Here is a 20,269-nt window from a genome sequence, read left to right as displayed (position 1 = left end):
TTTTTTATTAAATGAAGAATTCGTTATTTTTTGCCAATCCTTTCATTCTATTCATACCAAAAACTAAAAAATCCAACTCGCTATAAACCAGCGAGTTGGATTTCCTATTTACTTACTTAATTCTGCTACTTGTTCCGCCGTTAATGCCCCTTCATAGACATGTAATTCGTCGATTAAACCTTTAAATGGTGTGTCCCAATAGTTTACTCCTAGACCAAAGGTTCCGTTCGTCGTTGTAAATACATTCGGGAAGCCGCCTTTGTTAAACTTCTCTTCGCCATTTACATACACCGAAATTTGCCCTTCGTTGACTGTAAATGCAAGATGTGTCCACTCGCCAGCTGGAATCGTTAAACCTGTAACGGCATCATACCAGGCTGTGCCAGACCAAATCATCGTTTGATTGCCAACCCATTGGAACAAGACTCAGCCAGTTAGTTGCGTCTCTTGCGCCAAAGAAGGTTGTTGTAAATGGTGTTAGCTGTTCAGGCTTTAACCATAGTGCAACGGAATAGGAGTCACTTGAGATTAATCCATTTGGTAATCGTACTCCTGACGCGCCGTTAAAAACAGCTGCATCTCCATTTTTTCCTTCTGAGAAGCTAATGATTCCGCCTGTATTATCAATACGGTCTCCGGTCTCTGTTCCCATTCCAACTTTACCTAATGAATCGGTTAAATCTCCTTCAAAGGAATAGTGTGCAATCTCCCCACTTGCCTTTCCTGGAAGAACGGTAATGGTAAAGACCTTTGTTGCGGTTTCGCTTCCTTTTTGAATTGTTGCTGTTAATGTTGCTTCTGTAGGGTCAGAACCGGCTTCAGGACGTGTGATGATTCCAGTGTTTGTAACGACACCTTCATTTGAAGATGACCAGCTAATAACGGAATCTCTTGTTCCTTCAGTTGGAAGCTCGATATTATTAATAACAGCAGTCGTGTCACCAATAGCTAAATCCGCTACAATGTCTGATACGATTTCTTTATCGGTTTTTGTTGGAACTTTGCTTCCCCAAACAGCAATTCCCTCCCGAGATAAGGCACTAAAGGTCATCACATATGTTTCTGAGGTTGGGTCCCACTGACGTAAAAATACCCCTTTATACGTACTTCCATCAATTGTCAGCTCTGCTGAGTTATGGTCCGTCTTCTTCCATGTTCCTGTTACATCACCGGTAATCTTATTGTTTTTCTCAAGCGTAATATCTACAGTTTTCTTAATTTCTGCAGATATTTCCTTCCCGTGATTGATTAATTTGTAGTCACCAATGATTTCTTCACGGTATACTTTCTCTAATTTCTCACCTGCATAACGATAAGGAGCAACTACTGGCCAACCATCTTTATTCATAGCCATTTGATGTACTCGAATTTCATGCATTTCACCAAGTTGCGGGAAACGAGCATGAAAAATCAAGAAGTGTTCACCTGTTTCAGGATCATAGTAGGCAGAGTTGTGGCCCGGTGACACATAACCTGTACCGATTCCTATCCCTGCATCACCAATCTTTCGATCAAACAGGTGATTGCCCATGATTTTTACTCCATATGGCTCAATTGACTTGTCATCAAATATAGGAAGGCTAGGGTCGGCCTTCACATGGATCATGTCATTGCCTTCTGCATCATAGTAAGGACCATCTGGATTCTCAGAGCGAACAACACGCATATTATATCCACCTACGGCGTCAAGACCTCCAAATGATAGGTACATATAATAATAGTCTGTTTCTGGACTGTATAAGACGTAAGCGCCTTCAATTCTACTGTGATTTCCACCTAATAATTTCTTCCCGTAGCCTTGGCCTGGCAATGGCTTACCTGTTTCAGGATCCATTTCCATTATAAAGATACCGCCGGAATACGAACCGTACATCATCCAAAGCTTTCCGTCCTTATCAAAAAATACATCTGGATCAACGGCATTTGGATGAATTCTAGCATCGTAAATGGTCCCATCCTCACTCGTTTGATCCCACATACCGGATTTTAAAATGATTCCTAAATCTTTATAAGGGCCTTCTACACTATCAGCTACTGCTATACCAAGTGCTGATCGTGGTGAGTCCCCTTTACAGGCATTGTAATACATATAAAACTTTCCATCCTCGAGCTGAATCACATCAGCTGCCCATAAGGTATCTGACTGAGCCCAATCGAAGGTCTCTTTTAATTCTTTAACCACATCTTCAAAAAGTGGATTTTTGCTGCTAACTCCATTGGCTACCTGTTCCCATTGCATAAGATCCTTTGATTTAGCGGCTGCTAAATGAGATCCAAACACGTAATACGTATCGTCAGCTTTAATAACGGATGGATCGTGTACAGATGCATTTTTAAAAGTTGGAGCTTTACTTGGGGTTACCTCTGAAGTATTTTTACTAGTTGCAAATGCCGAGATCGGAATAATTAAAAGAATCGCTACAATACCCATAAATAATTTTTGCAAAGTTCGTTTACTCATCTTTTCCTCTCGCTTTCCGATTTAGATTCTGATTTCACTATAAATACAATAGCTTCCTCCTTTTTATTTTATATGTACGTACAACCATAGTTAGATTAAGCGCTTTCAACCTAACCTAAATACAGAGTACACTAAGTACTACTAATCTATCAATGTGACTAAATACCTATATTTGTACGGTCAAGTTATTTATATTACGGAAAGACTAGTAATTATATGTACAATCAAGTTTACAAAATTATATGAAACTAATAAATCCAAGTTTCCCCTTGACATAATCACCCAATTGTTTTAATATACTTCAAGTTCAAGATACTTCTATTATCGAAGTAATAAATAATGATTAACTCAACTAAAGGAGATTTTTTTATGAAAAGTAGAGTAACCGTCATGGTTAGTATCGTACTCGCTATGCTAGTTGCATCCATTGATACAACGATCATGAATACTACCATGCCCGTGATTGCTAAAGAGCTTGGTCGTTTTGATCTGTATGCATGGTCTTTTGCTTCGTATATGATTGCTAGTACTATTTTATCCCCGGTTGCTGGAAGATTATCAGATCTGTTCGGTAGAAAGAAAGTGTTCGGCTTCGGGATTTTACTTTTCTTAGCTGGATCCCTTTTATGTGGGATGAGCGCAAATATGATTCAATTGGTTATTTTCCGAGCCGTACAAGGGATGGGAGCTGGGTTTATGATGCCCTTTCCAGCTATTATTGCAGGAGACCTTTTCTCTGTTGAAAAACGAGGGAAAATTCAGGCATTATTTACAGGTATGTGGGGATTATCTGCTGTACTCGCCCCCCTGTTAGGGTCTTTTTTTGTTGAAGTGTTAACATGGAGGTGGATATTCTATATTAACCTACCCATATGCCTTATTTCTTTTGTCACTCTGATGGCTTATAAGGAGGAATATGAACCAAAGAAGGCTAAGGTCGATTATTTTGGTGCGATCTTATTTGGCGCTAGCATCACTAGTCTCCTTCTAGTGACTGTCGTTGAGGAAAGTAGATGGATTTATGCGGCAGTTGGAGTGGTTCTGCTGGTAGGTTTTTATTTCTTCGAGAAAAAACAAGCTTCCCCCATTGTTCCATTTTCTATGTTTAAAAACAAAATGATTTCTAGAATTAATTTTAATGGTTTTATAGGGAATCTAGCCCTTTTTGGAACAGCTAGTTATATCCCATTATTTCTACAAAATATTGCAGGCCTTTCTCTCTTCCTTAGTGGTGTGGCACTCCTTGGTTCGGCTATTGGCTGGATGGCAGCAGCTGTACCTGCAGGAAAATGGATACTTAAATATGGCTATCGAAGATTACTTATTATTGGGAATGCATTCTTGTTCATTTCTGGACTATTGTTACTTCTTCTAAACCCAGGTCATGGCTTTTGGTTTGTATTCTTTGTGATGATCATTCAAGGTATCGCCTTTGGAATGCTATCCACCGTTGGAGTCATTGGGGTTCAACAACTAGTGGGGGTACATGAAAAGGGAGTTTCAACGGCGTTCTTTATGCTTTGCCGTAACATGGGAACCGTTATTGGGGTTACGGTCATGGGGTATTTGTTAACCACAGGTGCAACAGATATGGAAGGAATTCATCACTTGTTTCAGTTTGGATTTATTGGGAGTATTTTGGCTCTATTCACTTCTTTTCTCATTCAAAAAAAAGCAGCCGAGCAATCAACTCAAGCTGCCAAAATAGGATAATATGAAAAAAGGATGCTCATTGGGCGTCCTTTTTTACTTGCTATGGGCGACTCTTCTCTTCATTGTGCTTTGAACATTGTTGCCACTCCAGAAGACAAAAGCCGTTGCTGCAAATAATAAAACTGCGGTAACAAGGAAAACCGTTTGGATAGGAAAAAGGCCACCGATCGCTCCACCAATCATCGGTCCAATCATCCCGCCTATTTGATTGGCTGTTTGGTTCAATCCAAAGGCTCTCCCTCGGAAATCCTCCTCTGTCGCTTTCACCACAAGACCATTTAGGGCTGGGAAAACGGCACAGAAGAAGATGCCGAACAAGAAGCGTACAATGCTAAATCCCCAAATTTGAGTAAAAGCAATTTGTGCGAGCATCCCAATGGCCCCGCCGAGAAGACCGATAAACAATACCTTGTGAAAACCAACCTTATCCGCCCATTTGCCCCATATCGGAGCAAACAAGGCACTAGCAATTCCAGGCAAGGAGAAGATGATTCCTGCTAATAGAGAAGTATTTTCATAGGATCCACCGATTTTTACCACATACAATGGGAGAACAGGCTCGAGTGTCATGATGGAACAGCTGGTAATAATAGTGAGGACAATGACCATCATAAGTGGACGATTGGCCATCGCTAGTTTAATATCGTTCTTAACCGATCCTCTTTCTTTACTAGGAACAAAGTTTTCTTCTGTTACCCATAGTATAATAAGAACGGTGGCGATGAATACAATGATTCCGCCGGTGGCAAACGCCCATCTGTTCCCTACCCACTCCGCGATGGCTCCACCAATTAACGGCCCTGCTATCATACCGGATGCTGATGCTGTCGATATGAGTGATAAAGCATTTCCTACGTGTTTGGTTGGGGTGTTTGTACCGATTAACGCAATCGCCCCAGGAATAAAGCCACTTAGTAAGCCCTGTAGGATCCGAAGAACCAATATTTGATAAGGATTGGTTACAAAGGCCATAAGAGTATAAATGAAGAACAGGACAATCCCGGCCCTCACAATCATTGGTTTCCTTCCGTACTTATCTGCTACTCTTCCCCAAAATGGTGAAGCAATAGCTCCTGCAAAAAAGGCGGAGCTAAACAATAATCCGGACCACATTTCGGTATGGTCGTGAACACCAATCTCAATTAAAAAAATAGGTAAAAAAGGAATGACCATTGAGAAACTAGCTGCTGTAAAAAAGACGCCAATCCAAAGTACCCACAAATTTCGTTTCCATATTTCCATCCTTTACATCTCCAATTTTGATCATTCGCAAATACGTACAAGAATTATATCTATATATACTAACATAAAATGGAATTATTTTCACTCCCGAAATATTCGGTGGTTGAAATAAAAAAACATCCACCGTAAAGGTGAATGCTTCCATTTTATCTTATACTCCGCGCTTATTACCCCATAAAAACGCATGTAATTGTGGCAGAACTTTTACATTATTTAGCTCAGGATCAGCAACCACACGATCCACTAGCCATTCATATTTTTCTAATAGCTTTTTCACAAGATCATCGTTATTTGTGTTAGTCAGGTCATCATTCCCTACTTGTAGGTAAAATGGAATCGCTGGATATCTAGAATGGACCATTTTAGCATATTCTAGATCCTTATCATCAAAAATTACCACTTTTACACTAACTTGATTGGCAAATTCACCGGCTTGTAGGTTGGCGAAAATACTGTCCAACACTTCAAAGTTTGTCTCCATTCCTGAGCTTGGTGGCTTCGGAGAAAGGGTCAGCTCATCGATTTGTAAAAACCAATCCTGCCAACGACTACCCTGTGTTTCAATCCCGATACTGATTTGGTTATCTTTAAGCAGACCAATCAATTCGTCTAGATTTTTTAACAGTGCGGGGTTCCCACCAGAAATCGTTACAAACGAAAAATTGTCTCCGCCCAATTCTTTTAGTTCGTGCCATATCTCCTCTGCTTCCATCATGCGAATATCGTCCTTGGCACTACCATCCCATGTAAAGGCAGAGTCACACCAGCTGCACGAATAATCACATCCGGCTGTACGGACAAACATCGTTTTTTGTCCAATGACCATACCTTCCCCTTGAATCGTTGGACCAAAAATTTCTAAAACAGGAATCTTACTCATTCCTCCATCCACTCCCTTCTTGCTTCCGCGTAACTTGTAGGAGTTTCATAGAGTTTAACAAATTCCACTCTGGCCCCATGATAAAGCTTTTGGCGTTCTTCTGTTGAAACAGCTTCTTTCATTTTTTCATAGATCCACACAACCATATTTTCCGCCGTAGTGTTCATTGTTGGTAAAGTTTCATTTAAATATCTATGATCAAGGAAAATTTCAATTTCATTTTTCCAAATGTCCTTAATGTCACCAAAATCCATCATTAACCCTCTATCATCAACAAAGCCACTAATGCCAAAAATGACCCTGTACGTATGGCCGTGAAGATTTTTGCATTTCCCTTCATAGCAATGCAGATGGTGTGCAGCATCAAACGTAAATTCCTTGCTCACAAGTACCCGCTTAGTATGATACTTTAATTCGGACCGTTTGATGTCCTGATCAATCTTCTGAAGATTCTCTACGATGCGAAATCCGTACATGTGTTAAAACCTCCCGTTGGTAAAATCATCAAGTCCTCTTTTACGTAACACACAAGCTGGGCATTCTCCACACCCATCAGAAATGACGCCGTTGTAGCAAGTTAATGTATTCTCACGTACGTATTCAAGCTTTCCAAGTTCATCGGCTAATGCCCATGTTTCTGCCTTGTTTAACCACATAAGAGGGGTATGAATCACAAATTGCTCATCCATGGAAAGATTTAATGTTACATTTAACGATTTAATGAAAATGTCACGGCAATCTGGATACCCGCTAAAATCCGTTTCGCAAACGCCCGTGACTAAATGCTTTGCACCTACTTGGCGTGCTAATACACCAGCAAAGGTAAGGAATAAAAGGTTTCTTCCTGGAACGAACGTTGATGGAAGTTCGCCTTCTTCCCCTTCTTTTACTTCAATATCCGAGCGTGTTAACGCATTTGGTGCTAATTGATTAAGGAGTGACATATCTAAAATATGGTGTCTTACACCTAATTCATTCGCTATATTTTTTGCACATTCGATTTCTAAGCTATGTCTTTGATTATAGTCAAACGTCACAGCCTCGACTTCTTTAAAGTTCTTTATTGCCCAAAATAAACATGTCGTGCTATCTTGCCCGCCACTAAACACAACAATTGCTTTATCGTTTTTCAATTTGCATACTCCTTTTTAACGGAAAAAAAGTGCCACTAAGAAAGCAGCACTGTTTTCCTTAGTTTTTTAGAGAGGGTAGCTAGAACCTCTTTTTATTTATCCCTTGAGAATTATATCACATTTCGACAAAAGTGGTAGATGATTTGATCTTACTATTATACTTATTTATAAAACTAGAAACTATGTAACCTATTTGCGTTACATTTATATTTGTGTATAATGTATTTTGTTATATATGGAAAATGTTTTCTAGGGTTCCGCAACAGCTCGTTGGCCTGGACCGAGAGAAAACTCACAGTTTTTTCTGTGTCACGGAGGGATAAAAGCCCGGGAGGTAACTGATTTTTCAGTAGCTCTCGGGCTTTTTTATTTTGTGGGAATAATAATTTTGGAGGGATCTAAATGAATAAGAATTGGCTCATGGTAGTCATTGCTGCATTTTTTGAGGTGTTTTGGGTCATTGGCTTAAAGCATGCCGACAATCTATGGGGGTGGATAGGGACAGTGGTTTCCATTGCTGTCAGCTTCTATGTGATTTTGCAAGCTAGCCGTACACTACCTGTTGGAACCGTGTATGCGGTCTTTGTCGGTCTCGGAACCGTCGGTACAGTATTGTCTGATATCTTGTTTTTTGGTGAATCATTTAAAATAGAAAAAATTGTACTTATTTTCATTTTATTAGTAGGAATTATTGGGCTTAAAATAGTCACGGGGGAAAAGGTTCAGGAAGGAGAGGAAAACTAATGGCGTGGTTTGCTTTAATTTTAGCCGGAATGTTTGAAATCGTAGGTGTGAGCTTGATTAATCAATTCAATCTAAAACGGAACCTGCAATCACTCGCTCTTGTTGTTCTTGGTTTTGGAGTGAGCTTTTTTCTACTCTCCTTTGCGATGAAATCTATACCGATGGGGACTGCGTATGCGATTTGGACTGGGATTGGGACTGCAGGCAGTGCAATTATCGGCATTATGCTTTACGGTGAATCGGGAGATTGGAAACGTATGCTCTTTATTGCTATGGTGTTAGGCTCAGTAATTGGATTAAAACTAGTATCATAAGAGGAGTAGCCCCTATAGAAGGCTACTCCTCTTTGTTTTATCTAATGATTTCATCGATAATGCCATATTCCTTCGCTTCTTCCGCAGTCATAAAATAATCTCGGTCCGTATCTCTTGCTATCTTCTCAACAGGCTGGCCCGTTCGTTCGGAAATAATCCGGTTAATATGTTCACGAAGTTTTAAAATTCGTTTGGCTGAAATTTCGATTTCGGTAGCTTGCCCACGGGCCCCACCTAAAGGTTGGTGGATCATGATTTCACTATTTGGAAGGGCCATCCGTTTCCCTTTTGTTCCAGCAAGTAAAAGCATAGCCCCAAAGGAAGCAGCCATTCCAGTACAGATGGTTCTGACATCGGGTTTAATGTATTGCATCGTATCAAATATCGCAAAGCCAGCTGTTGTAGAACCGCCTGGACTATTAATATAGATAGAAATGTCTTTGTCCGGATTATCGGCTGCTAAAAATAATAATTGTGCCACAACATTATTAGCGACAGCATCATTAATCTCCTCACCGATCATAATGATCCGATCCTTTAACAGTCTAGAGTAAATGTCGTACGAGCGTTCCCCGCGGTTTGATTGTTCAATTACATATGGAATTAAACTCATGTTTGTTTTTCCTCCTTCGTTTCGAATTAAGCAGCCATAAAGACAGTGCGTGAAGGATGATAAGAGCGAGGTGATTTTTGTATTGTGCAAGTAGGATGACCTTTTTGTAACGAGCGAATGTTTGGAATCGAATGAATGAGAATCGACGGGTCTTGAGACTTAATAGATTCATGGAGAATGAATTCGATTTGTTGTCTTTCTTCTTCGTTCCAATATTGCTCAATTAGAGGGTTCTTATGGTCAGTATCCTTCTTCTCAATACGCTGTTTGGCCCGATATATGGCGGCCTTAACAGCCGTTTCTGACGAATCCAAAAGCTTCGCTATTTCAGACAGTTGGAACTGAAAGCCCTCTTTTAAAACAAACATGATCGCTTGTTTTGGTGTTAATTGATGGATCAGCTGTTGAATCACTTCAAATCGGTTAACAAGTTGTTCTGTTTCATTTTGAGATTGTTCCGGAATGTCTTCAAGAGATTCCTTGCTGCGTCTTCTTATGGTGTCAATCCATTCATTATGAGCAATCTTATTCACTAGCGCAGCAGAGAGATCCGACTGATATTGATAATGTTGCCAAGCCTTTAAGAAAGATTCCTGAGCCAAATCCTCTCCATCCCAGCTGTTTTGGGACAGAAACAAACAATAACGCAAAAGCTTTGGATACATCTCTTCCATTTGAGTAGGACTCGGATGTTCCTGTATATCCGTCTCGTTCTTCCTAACTTTCCTTTGCACAATCACCACTCCTTCAGCACTCTCTATCCTTATAACGAAGAACATCCATGAAAAGATACGGGGTCACCATTCTTTTTTTAGTTTATACGAAATGAATGCGTTCGCACCACTATTTGGAACATAAAAAAGTGACTACTCATTTTAAGAATAGTCACTTTTCACTTCAATGAAGCAGTTTTAACTTTTTTGCTTCCTCTTCATGATTGGTCATAATCTCTTCAAGAATTTCCTCGGTTGACTTATCTTCCGTAGAAATACCTAATTTCTTTGCGGTTTGCAGAATTTTTGCATCTCGTACTTCATGAGCTAATTGATGGAAATCCTTATTCTCTGTAGATATTCCCAATTCTTTTGCTTCTTTCTTTATGCTGGCTTCTCGTAATTCTTTCGCTAGGGCTTTCAGTTCTTTACCCTCAGTGGAAATGCCAAGTTCTTTTGCCTTTGTTTTAATATTCGTTTCTCGTACTTCTTTTGCTAACGTGTCAATATCTTTCCCCTCGGTTTTGATTCCGAGCTCATCTGCTTGTTTTTTTATATAGGTTTCTTTAACTTCCTTCGCGAGGGTTTCAAAGTCCTTGCCTTCTGTATGGATTCCGAACTCCTCAGCTTTTTTCTTAATCATAGCTTCTCTTACTTCTTTTGCGATCGTCTCAGAATCTTTTCCTTCGGTTGAAATCCCTAACTCTTTTGCTTTTTTCTCAAGAAACTCTGGACTGTGGTGGTAGTGCCCCTTATGAGCATGCGCTTCCTTTGATTCAACTTCACTCTTGTCCTCCGGTGCAGCAAGTGCTTGAACGGAAATCAGCAATCCAAAAACTAGAGCAATCACAAATAATCCACTAATCTTTTTCACCATGTCTTTCCTCCTTCAACTTATGTTTTGTACTACAGAAGGTAGGATGTCCAGAAATTATTACCAATTTATGAACAAATGATGAAAGAATCATTAAACTATTTTATAGCCATTCTTCTTTTCTTTGTTCTCTCCCATAATCATATCAAGAATTTCCTCGGAATAATGATGGAAGGTTGGATTGGATCGACTTCTAGGCCTTGGCAAATCAATCAGTTTATTCAACACCACTTCTCCATCTCTCATAATGATCACTCGGTCGGATAGAAGGAGCGCTTCCTCCACATCATGAGTGACCAGAATGGCTGAGAGTCGATTTTCTTTCCATACAGACTCGAATAGGTTTTGCAGGTCTATACGTGTTAAGGCGTCAACTGTCGCCAGTGGGTCATCAAACAGTAATAGTTTTGGTTCATGGACAAGTGCACGAGCGAGTGCTACTCTTTGCTTTTGTCCGCCTGATAGCGACGAAGGGTAATGGTTGGCACGTTCCTTCAAACCAACATGATGTAATACATACATGGCTTTTGGTTTCCAATCACCTGTTAAGCCCAAGCCGACATTTTGCAGGATGGTTTTCCACGGTATCAGCCTTCCATCTTGGAACATGATTCTTGCATAGTTATTTATAGAAGTTAGCCTTTCTCCGTTAACTTTCACTAATCCCTCATTACTATCTTCTAGCCCAGCTATAATACGAAGCAGTGTACTTTTTCCGCACCCACTTTTCCCAACGATGGAAACAAACTCCCCTTCATAAATAGAAAGGTTAATTCCTTTTAATACAGACTGGTTTCCATCCTTTTTTTGCACATTATTAACATGTAAGATTGGGTTAAAATCCATCATAATCACTCTCCTTCTTGGGACAATTGCTTCCCCAGCAACCATTTCTTTTCAAAGAGTTTGGCCATCCAAACCGATAGTTTTCCGAGTAAGGAGTAAATGAGTATGCTTAGAAGTATCATATCTATTTGCATGAACTCCCTTTCGTTCATGGTCAAATAACCGATTCCAGAATTCGCTGGGATGGTCTCTACCACTATTAATGTCATCCACATCATACCAAGTGCATATCGGATTCCTACAAAGATAGAAGATAACGCACCTGGTAACATCACATGAAAGAAGAGGGTATAACCCTTCAGCCCATAAGCTCTTCCCATTTCAATAAGTCTCTTATCAACCGATTTGATCCCTTGATATGTATGGATATAAATAGGAAAAAGAACCCCTAAGGTGACTAGAAATACGAAAGACACTTCATTCATGCCAAACCAAGAGATCACCAGCGGAAGTAAAGATATATGCGGGATGCTTCTCAGTATACGAATGGTAGGTTGCAATAGTAGATTCATTGGTTTACATAATCCATTCATTAAACAGAAGAAAAATCCTAATATCCCTCCAATGATAAAGCCAATGAAGGCACGCCCTAGACTAATAGAAATGTGATTGATTAATTCTCCTGATGCGGTTAATTTTACTCCTGTTTGGATCACCGCAAAAGGTGAAGGAAGAATGGTAGCTGGAAATAGCCCGTTCATACTAAAAATCTGCCAAAACCCAAGGATAAAGAAAGGAATCAACCAAGGAATTAGCTTTTGCCTCCAAGTACAATTAAACATTCCCTTTCCCTCCCATTTCATTGCTATTGATACTTTTTTAGCTTGGTAGTTTGTTCTATCTCATTTAAAAGGATAAATATGAAGATTCTGTTACCATATATGTAACAATGTAGGTAGAATGCAAAAAGGTGAACCTAGTGGCTCACCTTCCCTGTAAATGCGTATCAAAAAATTGTTGTACGGTTTTTAGAATCTCAGGTTGTGAAAATCCACCGTGACCCGCGCCTTTAATTTTATACATAGTCACTTCTATGTTTGCTTTTTTTAATGCGTCAAAGAGGAGAACGCTTTGATTGAATGGAACGCGACGATCCTTGTCCCCGTGCATAATTAGAAACGGAGGGTCGTCACTTGTGATATAGGTAATAGGGTTCGCTCTCTTCACTTTGTCCTTATTTTCCTGAAGCGCGCCACCAATTAACACCGATTCTGCTGAATCCGGGGAGTCAAAATCAAAGTCTGAGGGATATTTACTCATCTGTAACAAATCGGTTGGTCCGTACCAATCAACCACTGCTTGTACCTTACTTGATTCGCTCAAGTATTCACCATTGCCTTCCAATTCCTCTACTCCGCCAGTTGTACCGAGTAGAGCTGCCAAGTGCCCCCCAGAAGAGTTACCCCAGACACCGATCCGATTTTTATCGATATTGTATTCAGCTGAGTGCGCTCGTAAATATCGAATCGCTGATTTAACATCAAATAATTGCGTCGGGAATTTGCCTTCGTGACTTGTCCGATGCTCGATACTTGCCACCACATAGCCGTTTTTTGAAAAGGGTACTAACTGTGGGATAAATTCAAATGTTCTTTGAGGATGATGGAAACCCCAGCCCCCTCCTTTAATAAACACAATCAATGGACGAGGTGTTGACTTTTGTTTTGGTAGTAGGATGTGCAGATGTAACGGTTTCCTTTCAGTCCTCGCATACACAATGTTCTCCTTAAGATGAACACCATTATAATCAGACTTTTTCGTTTGAATGGTTTGAATACCCACGTTGTTTTCAGCAAAAGAGAAGCTTGTTATTAAGTTCGTTAACACGATTATGAATACTAAAAGTACGCTTTTTTTCATCCGATCAACTCGTTTTGTTATTTTGGATTGATTAAGGTGATGCTTGTGTGGCAGTTGCTGTCCTTGTCAGACGGTCATTCGGACTGAAAATTAGTTTGAGCTGCTGTTGCTGTCCTAATCAGACCGTCATTCGGACTGTGAATCAGTTTAAGCTGCTATTGCTATCCTAATCAGACCGTCATTCGGACTGTGAATCAGTTTAAGCTGCTATTGCTGTCCTAATCAGGCCGTCATTCGGACTGTGAATTAGTTGGAGCTGCTGTTGTTGTCCTAATCGGACCGCCATTCGGACTGTGAATTAGTTGGAATTTCTGTTGCTGTCCTAATCAGACGGTCATTCGGACTCTGGATCAGTTTACGTTGCTGTTGCTGTCGTAATCAGCCCGTCATTCGGACTGTGAATCAGTTTAAGCTGCTATTGCTGTCCTAATCAGACCGTTATTCGGACAGTGAATTAGTTGGAGGCACCATTGTAGTCCTAATCAGACTTCATGCGGACTCTTATTTGGAGGGTACAGCCGTTTCTCCGATTAAGGTCTTCATTCCCACTTTAAAACTGCTTTATTTTATAAATTAACCAAATTATTCTATTTTATTAGTTTGTTCCATCCTTATAGTTGGTTAAATGAGTCATTTGCGTTATCCTTAAAAGGAGAAAAATGATAAAGGTAGGGAAAATCATGGATCAGATTATGTTTATTGAAACAGGAATGGGAATAGATGTTCATGGCCAAAACGTGACGAAAGCAGCTATACGCGCGGTCCAAAATGCGATTCATTTCAACTCAATGCCTGGTATTCGTACCGTTCTTCCAGAGAACAAGCTTGAAAATATGAAGGTGAATGTCAAATTGGCTGTCCCTGGTGACAAGGAGTTACTTGATATTGAAGCAGTAAAGGCAGTACTTCCATATGGTGAGGTGACCGTACAGGTTCAAGATGGCGGCATGCTTACCACAAGCGGGATTGTTCTTCCTGATAAAGAAGACAAAAATGATTTAATGTACATAGTTGTAGCAGCTGTTGAGGTTGGCTATTAATAAGAACAGGGCGGAGATTAAATTCTCCGCCCTTCTTCGTTTTTCCTTTTTAGCTTATTTGCCCCTTCGTTTTCCTTCATTAATCCTCTTCTTTCCCTTCAAAAAGGTCCAGATAGGTGATGTCGTTTTCCCTGTGTATCTATCAGATGCCACAGCGTACCAGGAATACGTTTGATTCTCCTCAAGTCCCTTCCAGACTGTTTCGGCTATTTCCCCGCTTTTTACATTTCGGTCTTCCCCGATTAAGGTATCTGTGTAAATGTTAACGGAAAAATAATCGGTTGCCACTCGTTTGTCGGCTGCGGCGAGGTCTAAATCCATCACAAACTCATCTTTGCTACCATACGTATCCGTATTATAAAAATTGTAATCATCCAAATATGGAGAGTACGTATTGACGAACACACGATTTTGATCCACATCAAAATGTAATAACCTCATATAGCCTTGGCCTCCCTCAGGACCAGCTTGGTAGTCAGCTAACATTTGGTATACCTTTCGATCAGGTGTTCCATCCCCATTGTCATCGATTTCATCGATTAGTGTTTGTGCTTCATGATAATGTCCGCTTAATACTGCCATGACGTTTTTGTTTGGAACGACGATTTCATTGTATAGCTTTTCTCCAAGTGGGTGTCGTGTACCTGTGGCTAGAAGGTATTCATGGAAGTTTAGAATGGCTTTCCGGTCCGGATGAGCTTGTAACACATCATTTATCCATTGGATCCCTTCATCTGTGACGCCCCATCCTAGATACACCATGATATAATCATTTCCGCCTACCGAGATGAGGTCATAATGTCCCCGATTATTCAAATAGGATCCACCATAATACGGTTTATTCATAAAACGATCTTCGCCAAAATATTGATAATAGTTCGTATAGTCTGTAGAAACTTGATCAACATCGTGATTTCCTGCTAATACACCATAAGGAACGTTGTGATCATCAAGCACCATCATATACTCATTTGCGCGGCTCCACTGGGTCATATCGGTTGAGATGTTCACAAGATCCCCTGTGTGAAACACATATTTGATCTTCATATCATCTTGATGCTCTGCAATCCATTTGGTTTGCTGTTCATAAATATATGGATAACTTTCCGAGTAATATTGTGTATCCGACATCCAAACAAAGGTGTAGTCATACTCCGTTGGTGAGGTAGGAATCTCGTCTTGAACAAGTACATTGATTTTCCGTTCGTGAACAAATGCTTCCACTTCAACATGTCCTTTTAACGAAAAATCTTCTTCTCCAGCAATCTTATAATCGATTAACTGCCACTTACTTGTCAGATGATTCCAAGCGTACATAGATACCTTTCTTCCAGGAAGAGAATTTCCTTTCCAAAAAAGTTCAACTACATCATTTGAATCCACTTTTTCATCAACAGTGACATCAAATCGGTGATAAGGAAAACCTTCGCTCGAATCCTTCGTTGCATATTTTCCGTCTTGCTGTGCGGTGAGAGAAATTTGCTCCTCTGAAAATATCTCCTCTCCTTGAGGAGATGGTTCGTTAGGTGGCTCCACATTGGCAACGTTTGAATAGCCTGTTACTTGTAATTTATCACCTGCATCGTATTGGAACCCTTCATAAAAGGAGACGTCCATTTTATCATTGGTTGGGTCAGCTACCTTTACCTTGAGTAAAGGGGTTCCATTCACAGGAGTTTCTCCAAAGGAGGATTCATTGATTGGCTGCTCTGGATTTTCATTAACAACTGAAAAATGTACAATCGTTGTTGCTGTATTCCCAACTGAATCCTTTGCTTGAATAGAGAGTTTGTGTTCACCTGCTGTGAGCTTTGATGAAGCAGTTTCAAGCGGTAGTTTAATAGGTTCCTCGTCTAAAAATGCTTCCATCAACTCAACCCCAGCACCAGCATCCTTTGCTTTTGCTTCAATCGTAAAGGCCCCTTTATAGGTTTTACCTTCCTTGATATTCGTATTGATGGTAGGAATGGTATTATCGACTAATACTGTTGCACTCACTTCTTCATCAAGGTCCGAAACTGTAAGTGTATGTTCCCCATCTGTAACAGTAGTTGTATTCCACGTAAAAGACTTTGACCTTGCGTGCTCCTCGGTAATCTGAAAATGAAAATCAACAAAGGGATGAGCATCATTCATTTTTAAAATACGCGCAGGATCGTTAAAGGCTGTGTCCTTAATAACGGTTCCATCTGCTAATACGAGCCTTACATTACGAAGATCATAATCATCCCGATTTTCTGCTGAACTAAGCTCAAATGGAGAAGCTTTATTTCCTGAACGGATCGTGATGATATTGTCTCCTATCTGCAAACGGTCCGGCGTAATTGGTACAGAGAATGTTTTCCAGGCTGATAGCCAATCTTTATTCATTAAATATAAAATTTCCTCACCCATTGTAACGGCATTTTGGAAATAGGTGTTTAGTCCATTTGCCTCAAATGCGAGATAAGCCGTATGTTCCAGAGAGGAATACAAGTTTGTTGTCACTTCTTGATCATCGATAGATACCTGAACATTTTCAGGAGCATCGACTGTTGAGGTTGCTTTAACTACTTTTTCCCCAGCTACCATTTCTCCCTCTTTAATATTTAGGCGTAGACTAGACTGATCCAAGTCGTTTGTAATCTGTACTCGGTATGTCTCACTTATTACATCATTAGTGCCATCGGATGCAAAAAGATAATAGTCTACATACTCTTTTCCGATAAGCTCTGGTGAGTATATCACTTGGTGAAAGAAATTATCATCAAAATTTTCTTTCACAATGGCTTCCGTAAACTCCGTTTGACCTGATATTTTGTAAAAGATTTTAACTGTTTTCACTTCACTATCATCACTTGCTTTTGCAATGACTTCGATATTTTCTTTTTGATTAACGGATGAGACGTCCGTTAGGTTTTCAACTACCGGCTTGGTTGAATCAACTGGGTATTCTCGTGGAGTTACTGGAACTTGTACAGACCTTACACTACCAGGTGTTGCTGGTTCAATCGTTAGCTTATGCATCTTGTTACTTTTATCGGTAGGATACCTATACTGAATTCCTTTGTCTGCAAATGTATCATCTACATTGGATTCATCATTATAATAAGCGACAGCCCTTTCTTTGCCAGTGTTCGTTGCAAACACTAGGCCTCGTATACTACCATTTGCCATCCCGCTGGTATAAATGCGAACGATATCCTCGTTTTCTATTAAATCCGTACGAAAATGCTGGTTAAAGTCAGCTACGGTTTTTGAACCGTTTTGCTCGTTTATGATCCAAAATACTAGTGTTTCCTTAGCAGGGATAACTACATCGTCAGGTACAGAGGCCCATACAACATCAGAGCCAGGATCATTCGTATAGTACCGGTAATTTATCTTATAATCCTTGAGACTTACAGGACTTGATGAGTTATTATAAATCTCGACAAACTCATACCCATCCGCCAAGCCAACATTTGTAGAATCTGGTAAAACTTCCGTTACTAAAAATGGTGGAAGCTGATTGTAATCAACAGGAGGAGTTTCCACATTGATTCGATATTCCACTGTTTGTATCTTGTTCAACCCATCCGATGCTTCTATGTAATATGACAAAGAACTATCTACATCAATTAATGGAATGTCAGCTGAAAATACGTTGGTTTCTCCATCCTTTATCATCGTTACAATGGAGTACATGTCCGCTTTTTCATTTTTATAATAGAGGGTTGCATTTGCTACGGTTACATCATCTGTAATATTTGCCGCTATCGTCACAGGCGAAAAAGTGTTGCTAGTTGGAATTGGTTCGTGCTGAATGGTTGGGGCTTGCGTATCTTTAGGAACCTCAGGCAATTGTACGGGCTGAGGTGGAACCTGTTGTGGATCAATCTGACCAGGTGTGGGTGCTGTTAAGGTTCTATACTTATCCATTAAAGTACCAGATAGTGGGTATTTAAAAGCAATATCGTTCCCGTTATTATCATTTTCACTTCCTAGGTACGAAGCGGTAATTAAATCCTTTCCTTCTTGACTGCGAATCGTAATTGCCCGATTGCCGCCATTTGCGAAACCAGGAAAGGCATCCGTAAATTCAACAACTGCTTCTTTTGGAAGGCTTGTCCCAAAATTTGTGTTAAATTCCTCGAGCGTCTTTCCTCCATTATTAAACCAAAGTACGACCGTTTCCTGTGGTTCAACCGTTACAGCAGGAACCTGGAATGGAAGATCTGTTCGACTTCCATCTGTGTACTGATAGACGAAAGAATAATTTGTAAGTGGTAATGGTTGATTACTATTATTGTAGATTTCGATAAACTCAAAATAATCGGTACCGGAACCCTTGGAATTTGGGGAAATCTCTGTAATTAAAATGGGTGGATACAATTGATAATCCACTTCTGTTGTAGAGTTCGTTTCTTGCTGAGGTGTTTCTGTCACCGTGGTTTCTGGTTCACTAGTTGTAGAGGTGTTACTTTGTTCTGTTTTTGTGGTGGTGTTTTGGTCAGATAATGTAGTACCTTCTGTGTTGCTAGAGGGTTCATTTTCTTCCAAAATCGGTGTTTCTTCTGCGTAAGTATTGGTTGGGATAGACGTCCCGATACTTGCTAATAACAGGCTGGTGCTTAGTACAATAGAATAGTACTTCTGAAATGTGTTTCCTTGTTTCCTTCGCATATACATCCCCCGTTTTCTAGTAGAAAGGAGAGCAACTAAGACTCCCCTCTACTAAAGAACTTTACCTGTTCATTTTTAACGTTCTGTAAATAGGATGTAAATTTACTGTTTAGATTTTCCAGTTAGTTTTGTGCTGGGGATAGTGAACCTTTTTCAGAATAGATTTTTACAAAAATCAAACGAACAATTGGCCCGACAATCAAAAGCTGTAGTGGTAAGGCGGCAATAAAGTTAAAACCTACCCCTTTAATATAAGCGCTTGGAAGCTCTGAGGTAATACCTACATTCATGACCGCTCCATAAAAGGACATCAATAAAACCATTCCCGTCACCATAAAGAACGACATAAATAGAATTTTTTTAATTAGTGGATCTCCCTGTTTCACGATTTTTGAAACGACAGATTTTGAAATTTTTCCTACTACAAAAATGTCTAATAGTAATCCAACAATAAATGCTGGAACAAATCCAATCGCCACATCAACAAATACACTTGATGTAAATCCATTCATTAATAATACGTTATAGATGCTCATCCCTAAAACCATGCATGCACATGTTAGAGTTGTGAACACCAGTTGTTCTTTTTTGTTTTTACCCACTCTTTTCCTCTCCTTTTTAAAACGTAAACTTAGTTGACGGTTTATTCTAACTTGTTAATCGCACAAATGTCAACCTTATTGACATTTAAAATTACACGTTGTTTTAGAAAAAATGTTACAATGAAAGAAATTACAGCATTAGGAGAAAAAAATGAGTGACTTGATTGATTTAGTCAGTGACAAACACGCTCAGCTTAGAGGTGAGGTTCGTCAAAGATGGATACAGAATGGTAACGAAGACGTGACACCGCAAGAGTATTACTTAATGACTCGCCTTGAAATGAATAAGGAACTAACCATTGCCGAAACAGCCAGAAAAATGAATATCTCTAGACAGGCGGCCCATAAGTGTGCAAAGGGATTAATCGAGAAAGACTTGATTACCGCAGTCGCATCTGAGGAGAATTTACGCGAAAAATTGCTCCAGTTAACAACGAAAGGATTAGATTGCTGCAAAGAGATGACTTCAATTAAAGAGGATATTGTAAAGGAAATCGTAGAAACTTTAGGGGCAGAAAAAGTGGAACTCTTAAAGGAAATATTAAAAGCTAACTGGTATAGAAGCTGAGATTCTCTTCCTACTAGTTAGC

The 20,269-nt window shown here is 39.8% G+C and carries 19 protein-coding genes and 2 riboswitches; of the genes, 5 read left to right on the top strand and 14 right to left on the bottom strand.

Going from position 1 to position 20,269, the window contains the following annotated elements; genetic code table 11:
• Positions 1-108 precede the first annotated feature (108 nt).
• Together BKO01S_RS24240 and abnB are read right to left on the bottom strand one after the other, a co-directional pair.
• The gene (locus BKO01S_RS24240) at positions 109-396 is read right to left on the bottom strand and encodes a LamG domain-containing protein (RefSeq protein WP_157077284.1); all 288 of its coding nucleotides are present in this window, start codon (positions 394-396) and stop codon (positions 109-111) included.
• Entirely contained in the window at positions 368-2,461 is a 2,094-nt protein-coding gene (gene abnB, locus BKO01S_RS04125; protein WP_157077283.1) for an arabinan endo-1,5-alpha-L-arabinosidase AbnB, read from the bottom strand. Before abnB ends, BKO01S_RS24240 begins: the two co-directional genes overlap by 29 nt.
• 369 nt (positions 2,462-2,830) lie before the next feature.
• Between abnB and BKO01S_RS04120 the strand changes: the two genes are divergently transcribed.
• Positions 2,831-4,174 carry an MFS transporter gene (locus BKO01S_RS04120; protein WP_066049016.1) on the top strand — a complete coding sequence of 448 codons (1,344 nt, stop codon included), beginning with the start codon at positions 2,831-2,833 and terminating at the stop codon, positions 4,172-4,174.
• Positions 4,175-4,207: 33 nt separating this feature from the next.
• Here the strand turns inward: BKO01S_RS04120 and BKO01S_RS04115 are convergent, their stop codons facing one another.
• From BKO01S_RS04115 to queC, 4 genes are all read right to left on the bottom strand, one after another.
• Positions 4,208-5,416 carry an MFS transporter gene (locus BKO01S_RS04115; protein WP_066049013.1) on the bottom strand — a complete coding sequence of 403 codons (1,209 nt, stop codon included), beginning with the start codon at positions 5,414-5,416 and terminating at the stop codon, positions 4,208-4,210.
• A 151-nt stretch (positions 5,417-5,567) separates the two neighbouring features.
• The gene (gene queE / locus BKO01S_RS04110) at positions 5,568-6,296 is read right to left on the bottom strand and encodes a 7-carboxy-7-deazaguanine synthase QueE (RefSeq protein ID WP_066049010.1); all 729 of its coding nucleotides are present in this window, start codon (positions 6,294-6,296) and stop codon (positions 5,568-5,570) included.
• Positions 6,293-6,772: a 6-carboxytetrahydropterin synthase QueD gene (gene queD, locus BKO01S_RS04105; RefSeq protein ID WP_066049007.1), complete on the bottom strand. Its 480-nt coding sequence runs from the start codon at positions 6,770-6,772 to the stop codon at positions 6,293-6,295. The genes queE and queD overlap by 4 nt, the downstream gene beginning before the upstream one ends.
• 3 nt (positions 6,773-6,775) lie before the next feature.
• Entirely contained in the window at positions 6,776-7,429 is a 654-nt protein-coding gene (queC, locus tag BKO01S_RS04100; RefSeq protein WP_066049003.1) for a 7-cyano-7-deazaguanine synthase QueC, read from the bottom strand.
• Between the two features lie 52 nt (positions 7,430-7,481).
• A riboswitch (PreQ1 riboswitch) is annotated at positions 7,482-7,524 on the bottom strand.
• A 143-nt stretch (positions 7,525-7,667) separates the two neighbouring features.
• A riboswitch (guanidine-I (ykkC/yxkD leader) is annotated at positions 7,668-7,765 on the top strand.
• Between the two features lie 66 nt (positions 7,766-7,831).
• Here queC and BKO01S_RS04095 point away from each other — a divergent pair.
• Positions 7,832-8,173: a DMT family transporter gene (locus BKO01S_RS04095; protein ID WP_066049000.1), complete on the top strand. Its 342-nt coding sequence runs from the start codon at positions 7,832-7,834 to the stop codon at positions 8,171-8,173.
• Positions 8,173-8,487, top strand: coding sequence for a DMT family transporter (locus BKO01S_RS04090; RefSeq protein ID WP_066048997.1), 315 nt, complete (start codon positions 8,173-8,175; stop codon positions 8,485-8,487). The genes BKO01S_RS04095 and BKO01S_RS04090 overlap by 1 nt, the downstream gene beginning before the upstream one ends.
• 37 nt (positions 8,488-8,524) lie before the next feature.
• On the opposite strand, the gene clpP is transcribed toward BKO01S_RS04090, so the two are convergent.
• From clpP to BKO01S_RS04060, 6 genes are all read right to left on the bottom strand, one after another.
• On the bottom strand, positions 8,525-9,100 hold the full coding sequence (gene clpP / locus BKO01S_RS04085; protein WP_066048994.1) for an ATP-dependent Clp endopeptidase proteolytic subunit ClpP: 576 nt from the start codon (positions 9,098-9,100) through the stop codon (positions 8,525-8,527).
• A gap of 26 nt (positions 9,101-9,126) precedes the next feature.
• The gene (locus BKO01S_RS04080) at positions 9,127-9,834 is read right to left on the bottom strand and encodes a sigma-70 family RNA polymerase sigma factor (RefSeq protein ID WP_066048992.1); all 708 of its coding nucleotides are present in this window, start codon (positions 9,832-9,834) and stop codon (positions 9,127-9,129) included.
• Positions 9,835-9,997: 163 nt separating this feature from the next.
• A complete protein-coding gene (locus BKO01S_RS04075; RefSeq protein ID WP_066048991.1) occupies positions 9,998-10,690 on the bottom strand; it encodes a hypothetical protein in 693 nt (230 codons plus the stop codon).
• Positions 10,691-10,780: 90 nt separating this feature from the next.
• The gene (locus BKO01S_RS04070; protein WP_066048988.1) at positions 10,781-11,536 is read right to left on the bottom strand and encodes an ABC transporter ATP-binding protein; all 756 of its coding nucleotides are present in this window, start codon (positions 11,534-11,536) and stop codon (positions 10,781-10,783) included.
• A 2-nt stretch (positions 11,537-11,538) separates the two neighbouring features.
• Positions 11,539-12,315 carry an ABC transporter permease subunit gene (locus BKO01S_RS04065; RefSeq protein WP_066048985.1) on the bottom strand — a complete coding sequence of 259 codons (777 nt, stop codon included), beginning with the start codon at positions 12,313-12,315 and terminating at the stop codon, positions 11,539-11,541.
• Between the two features lie 142 nt (positions 12,316-12,457).
• Positions 12,458-13,393, bottom strand: coding sequence for a prolyl oligopeptidase family serine peptidase (locus BKO01S_RS04060; RefSeq protein ID WP_084361934.1), 936 nt, complete (start codon positions 13,391-13,393; stop codon positions 12,458-12,460).
• Positions 13,394-14,073: 680 nt separating this feature from the next.
• Here BKO01S_RS04060 and BKO01S_RS04055 point away from each other — a divergent pair.
• Positions 14,074-14,433, top strand: a complete 360-nt coding sequence (locus BKO01S_RS04055; RefSeq protein WP_066049581.1) for a Lin0512 family protein — start codon at positions 14,074-14,076, stop codon at positions 14,431-14,433.
• Positions 14,434-14,487: 54 nt separating this feature from the next.
• Here BKO01S_RS04055 and BKO01S_RS04050 read toward each other — a convergent pair whose 3' ends face one another.
• Entirely contained in the window at positions 14,488-19,077 is a 4,590-nt protein-coding gene (locus tag BKO01S_RS04050) for a lamin tail domain-containing metallophosphoesterase family protein (protein WP_066048983.1), read from the bottom strand.
• Positions 19,078-19,199: 122 nt separating this feature from the next.
• The gene (locus BKO01S_RS04045; protein ID WP_066048980.1) at positions 19,200-19,679 is read right to left on the bottom strand and encodes a DUF2798 domain-containing protein; all 480 of its coding nucleotides are present in this window, start codon (positions 19,677-19,679) and stop codon (positions 19,200-19,202) included.
• Positions 19,680-19,830: 151 nt separating this feature from the next.
• On the opposite strand from BKO01S_RS04045, the gene BKO01S_RS04040 reads away from it, so the two are divergent.
• A complete protein-coding gene (locus BKO01S_RS04040) occupies positions 19,831-20,247 on the top strand; it encodes a MarR family winged helix-turn-helix transcriptional regulator (protein WP_066048976.1) in 417 nt (138 codons plus the stop codon).
• The last annotated feature ends 22 nt before the right edge of the window (positions 20,248-20,269 follow it).

The organism is Robertmurraya korlensis NBRC 107688, assembly GCF_001591645.1.
Lineage (GTDB): Bacteria > Bacillota > Bacilli > Bacillales > Cytobacillaceae > Robertmurraya_A.
Note: the sequence above shows the minus strand (reverse complement) of the source record. Positions and strands in the feature narration are given on the sequence as shown.

Coding starts and splice junctions, on each gene's coding strand:
- BKO01S_RS04055 (WP_066049581.1), top strand. CDS start 14,074: ATGGATCAGATTATGTTTATTGAAACAGGAATGGGAATAGATGTTCAT.
- BKO01S_RS04095 (WP_066049000.1), top strand. CDS start 7,832: ATGAATAAGAATTGGCTCATGGTAGTCATTGCTGCATTTTTTGAGGTG.
- queD (WP_066049007.1), bottom strand. CDS start 6,772: ATGTACGGATTTCGCATCGTAGAGAATCTTCAGAAGATTGATCAGGAC.
- queE (WP_066049010.1), bottom strand. CDS start 6,296: ATGAGTAAGATTCCTGTTTTAGAAATTTTTGGTCCAACGATTCAAGGG.
- BKO01S_RS04050 (WP_066048983.1), bottom strand. CDS start 19,077: ATGCGAAGGAAACAAGGAAACACATTTCAGAAGTACTATTCTATTGTA.
- BKO01S_RS04115 (WP_066049013.1), bottom strand. CDS start 5,416: ATGGAAATATGGAAACGAAATTTGTGGGTACTTTGGATTGGCGTCTTT.
- BKO01S_RS04120 (WP_066049016.1), top strand. CDS start 2,831: ATGAAAAGTAGAGTAACCGTCATGGTTAGTATCGTACTCGCTATGCTA.
- BKO01S_RS04075 (WP_066048991.1), bottom strand. CDS start 10,690: ATGGTGAAAAAGATTAGTGGATTATTTGTGATTGCTCTAGTTTTTGGA.
- BKO01S_RS04040 (WP_066048976.1), top strand. CDS start 19,831: ATGAGTGACTTGATTGATTTAGTCAGTGACAAACACGCTCAGCTTAGA.
- abnB (WP_157077283.1), bottom strand. CDS start 2,461: ATGAGTAAACGAACTTTGCAAAAATTATTTATGGGTATTGTAGCGATT.
- BKO01S_RS04060 (WP_084361934.1), bottom strand. CDS start 13,393: ATGAAAAAAAGCGTACTTTTAGTATTCATAATCGTGTTAACGAACTTA.
- clpP (WP_066048994.1), bottom strand. CDS start 9,100: ATGAGTTTAATTCCATATGTAATTGAACAATCAAACCGCGGGGAACGC.
- BKO01S_RS04090 (WP_066048997.1), top strand. CDS start 8,173: ATGGCGTGGTTTGCTTTAATTTTAGCCGGAATGTTTGAAATCGTAGGT.
- BKO01S_RS04065 (WP_066048985.1), bottom strand. CDS start 12,315: ATGTTTAATTGTACTTGGAGGCAAAAGCTAATTCCTTGGTTGATTCCT.
- BKO01S_RS24240 (WP_157077284.1), bottom strand. CDS start 396: ATGATTTGGTCTGGCACAGCCTGGTATGATGCCGTTACAGGTTTAACG.
- BKO01S_RS04070 (WP_066048988.1), bottom strand. CDS start 11,536: ATGATGGATTTTAACCCAATCTTACATGTTAATAATGTGCAAAAAAAG.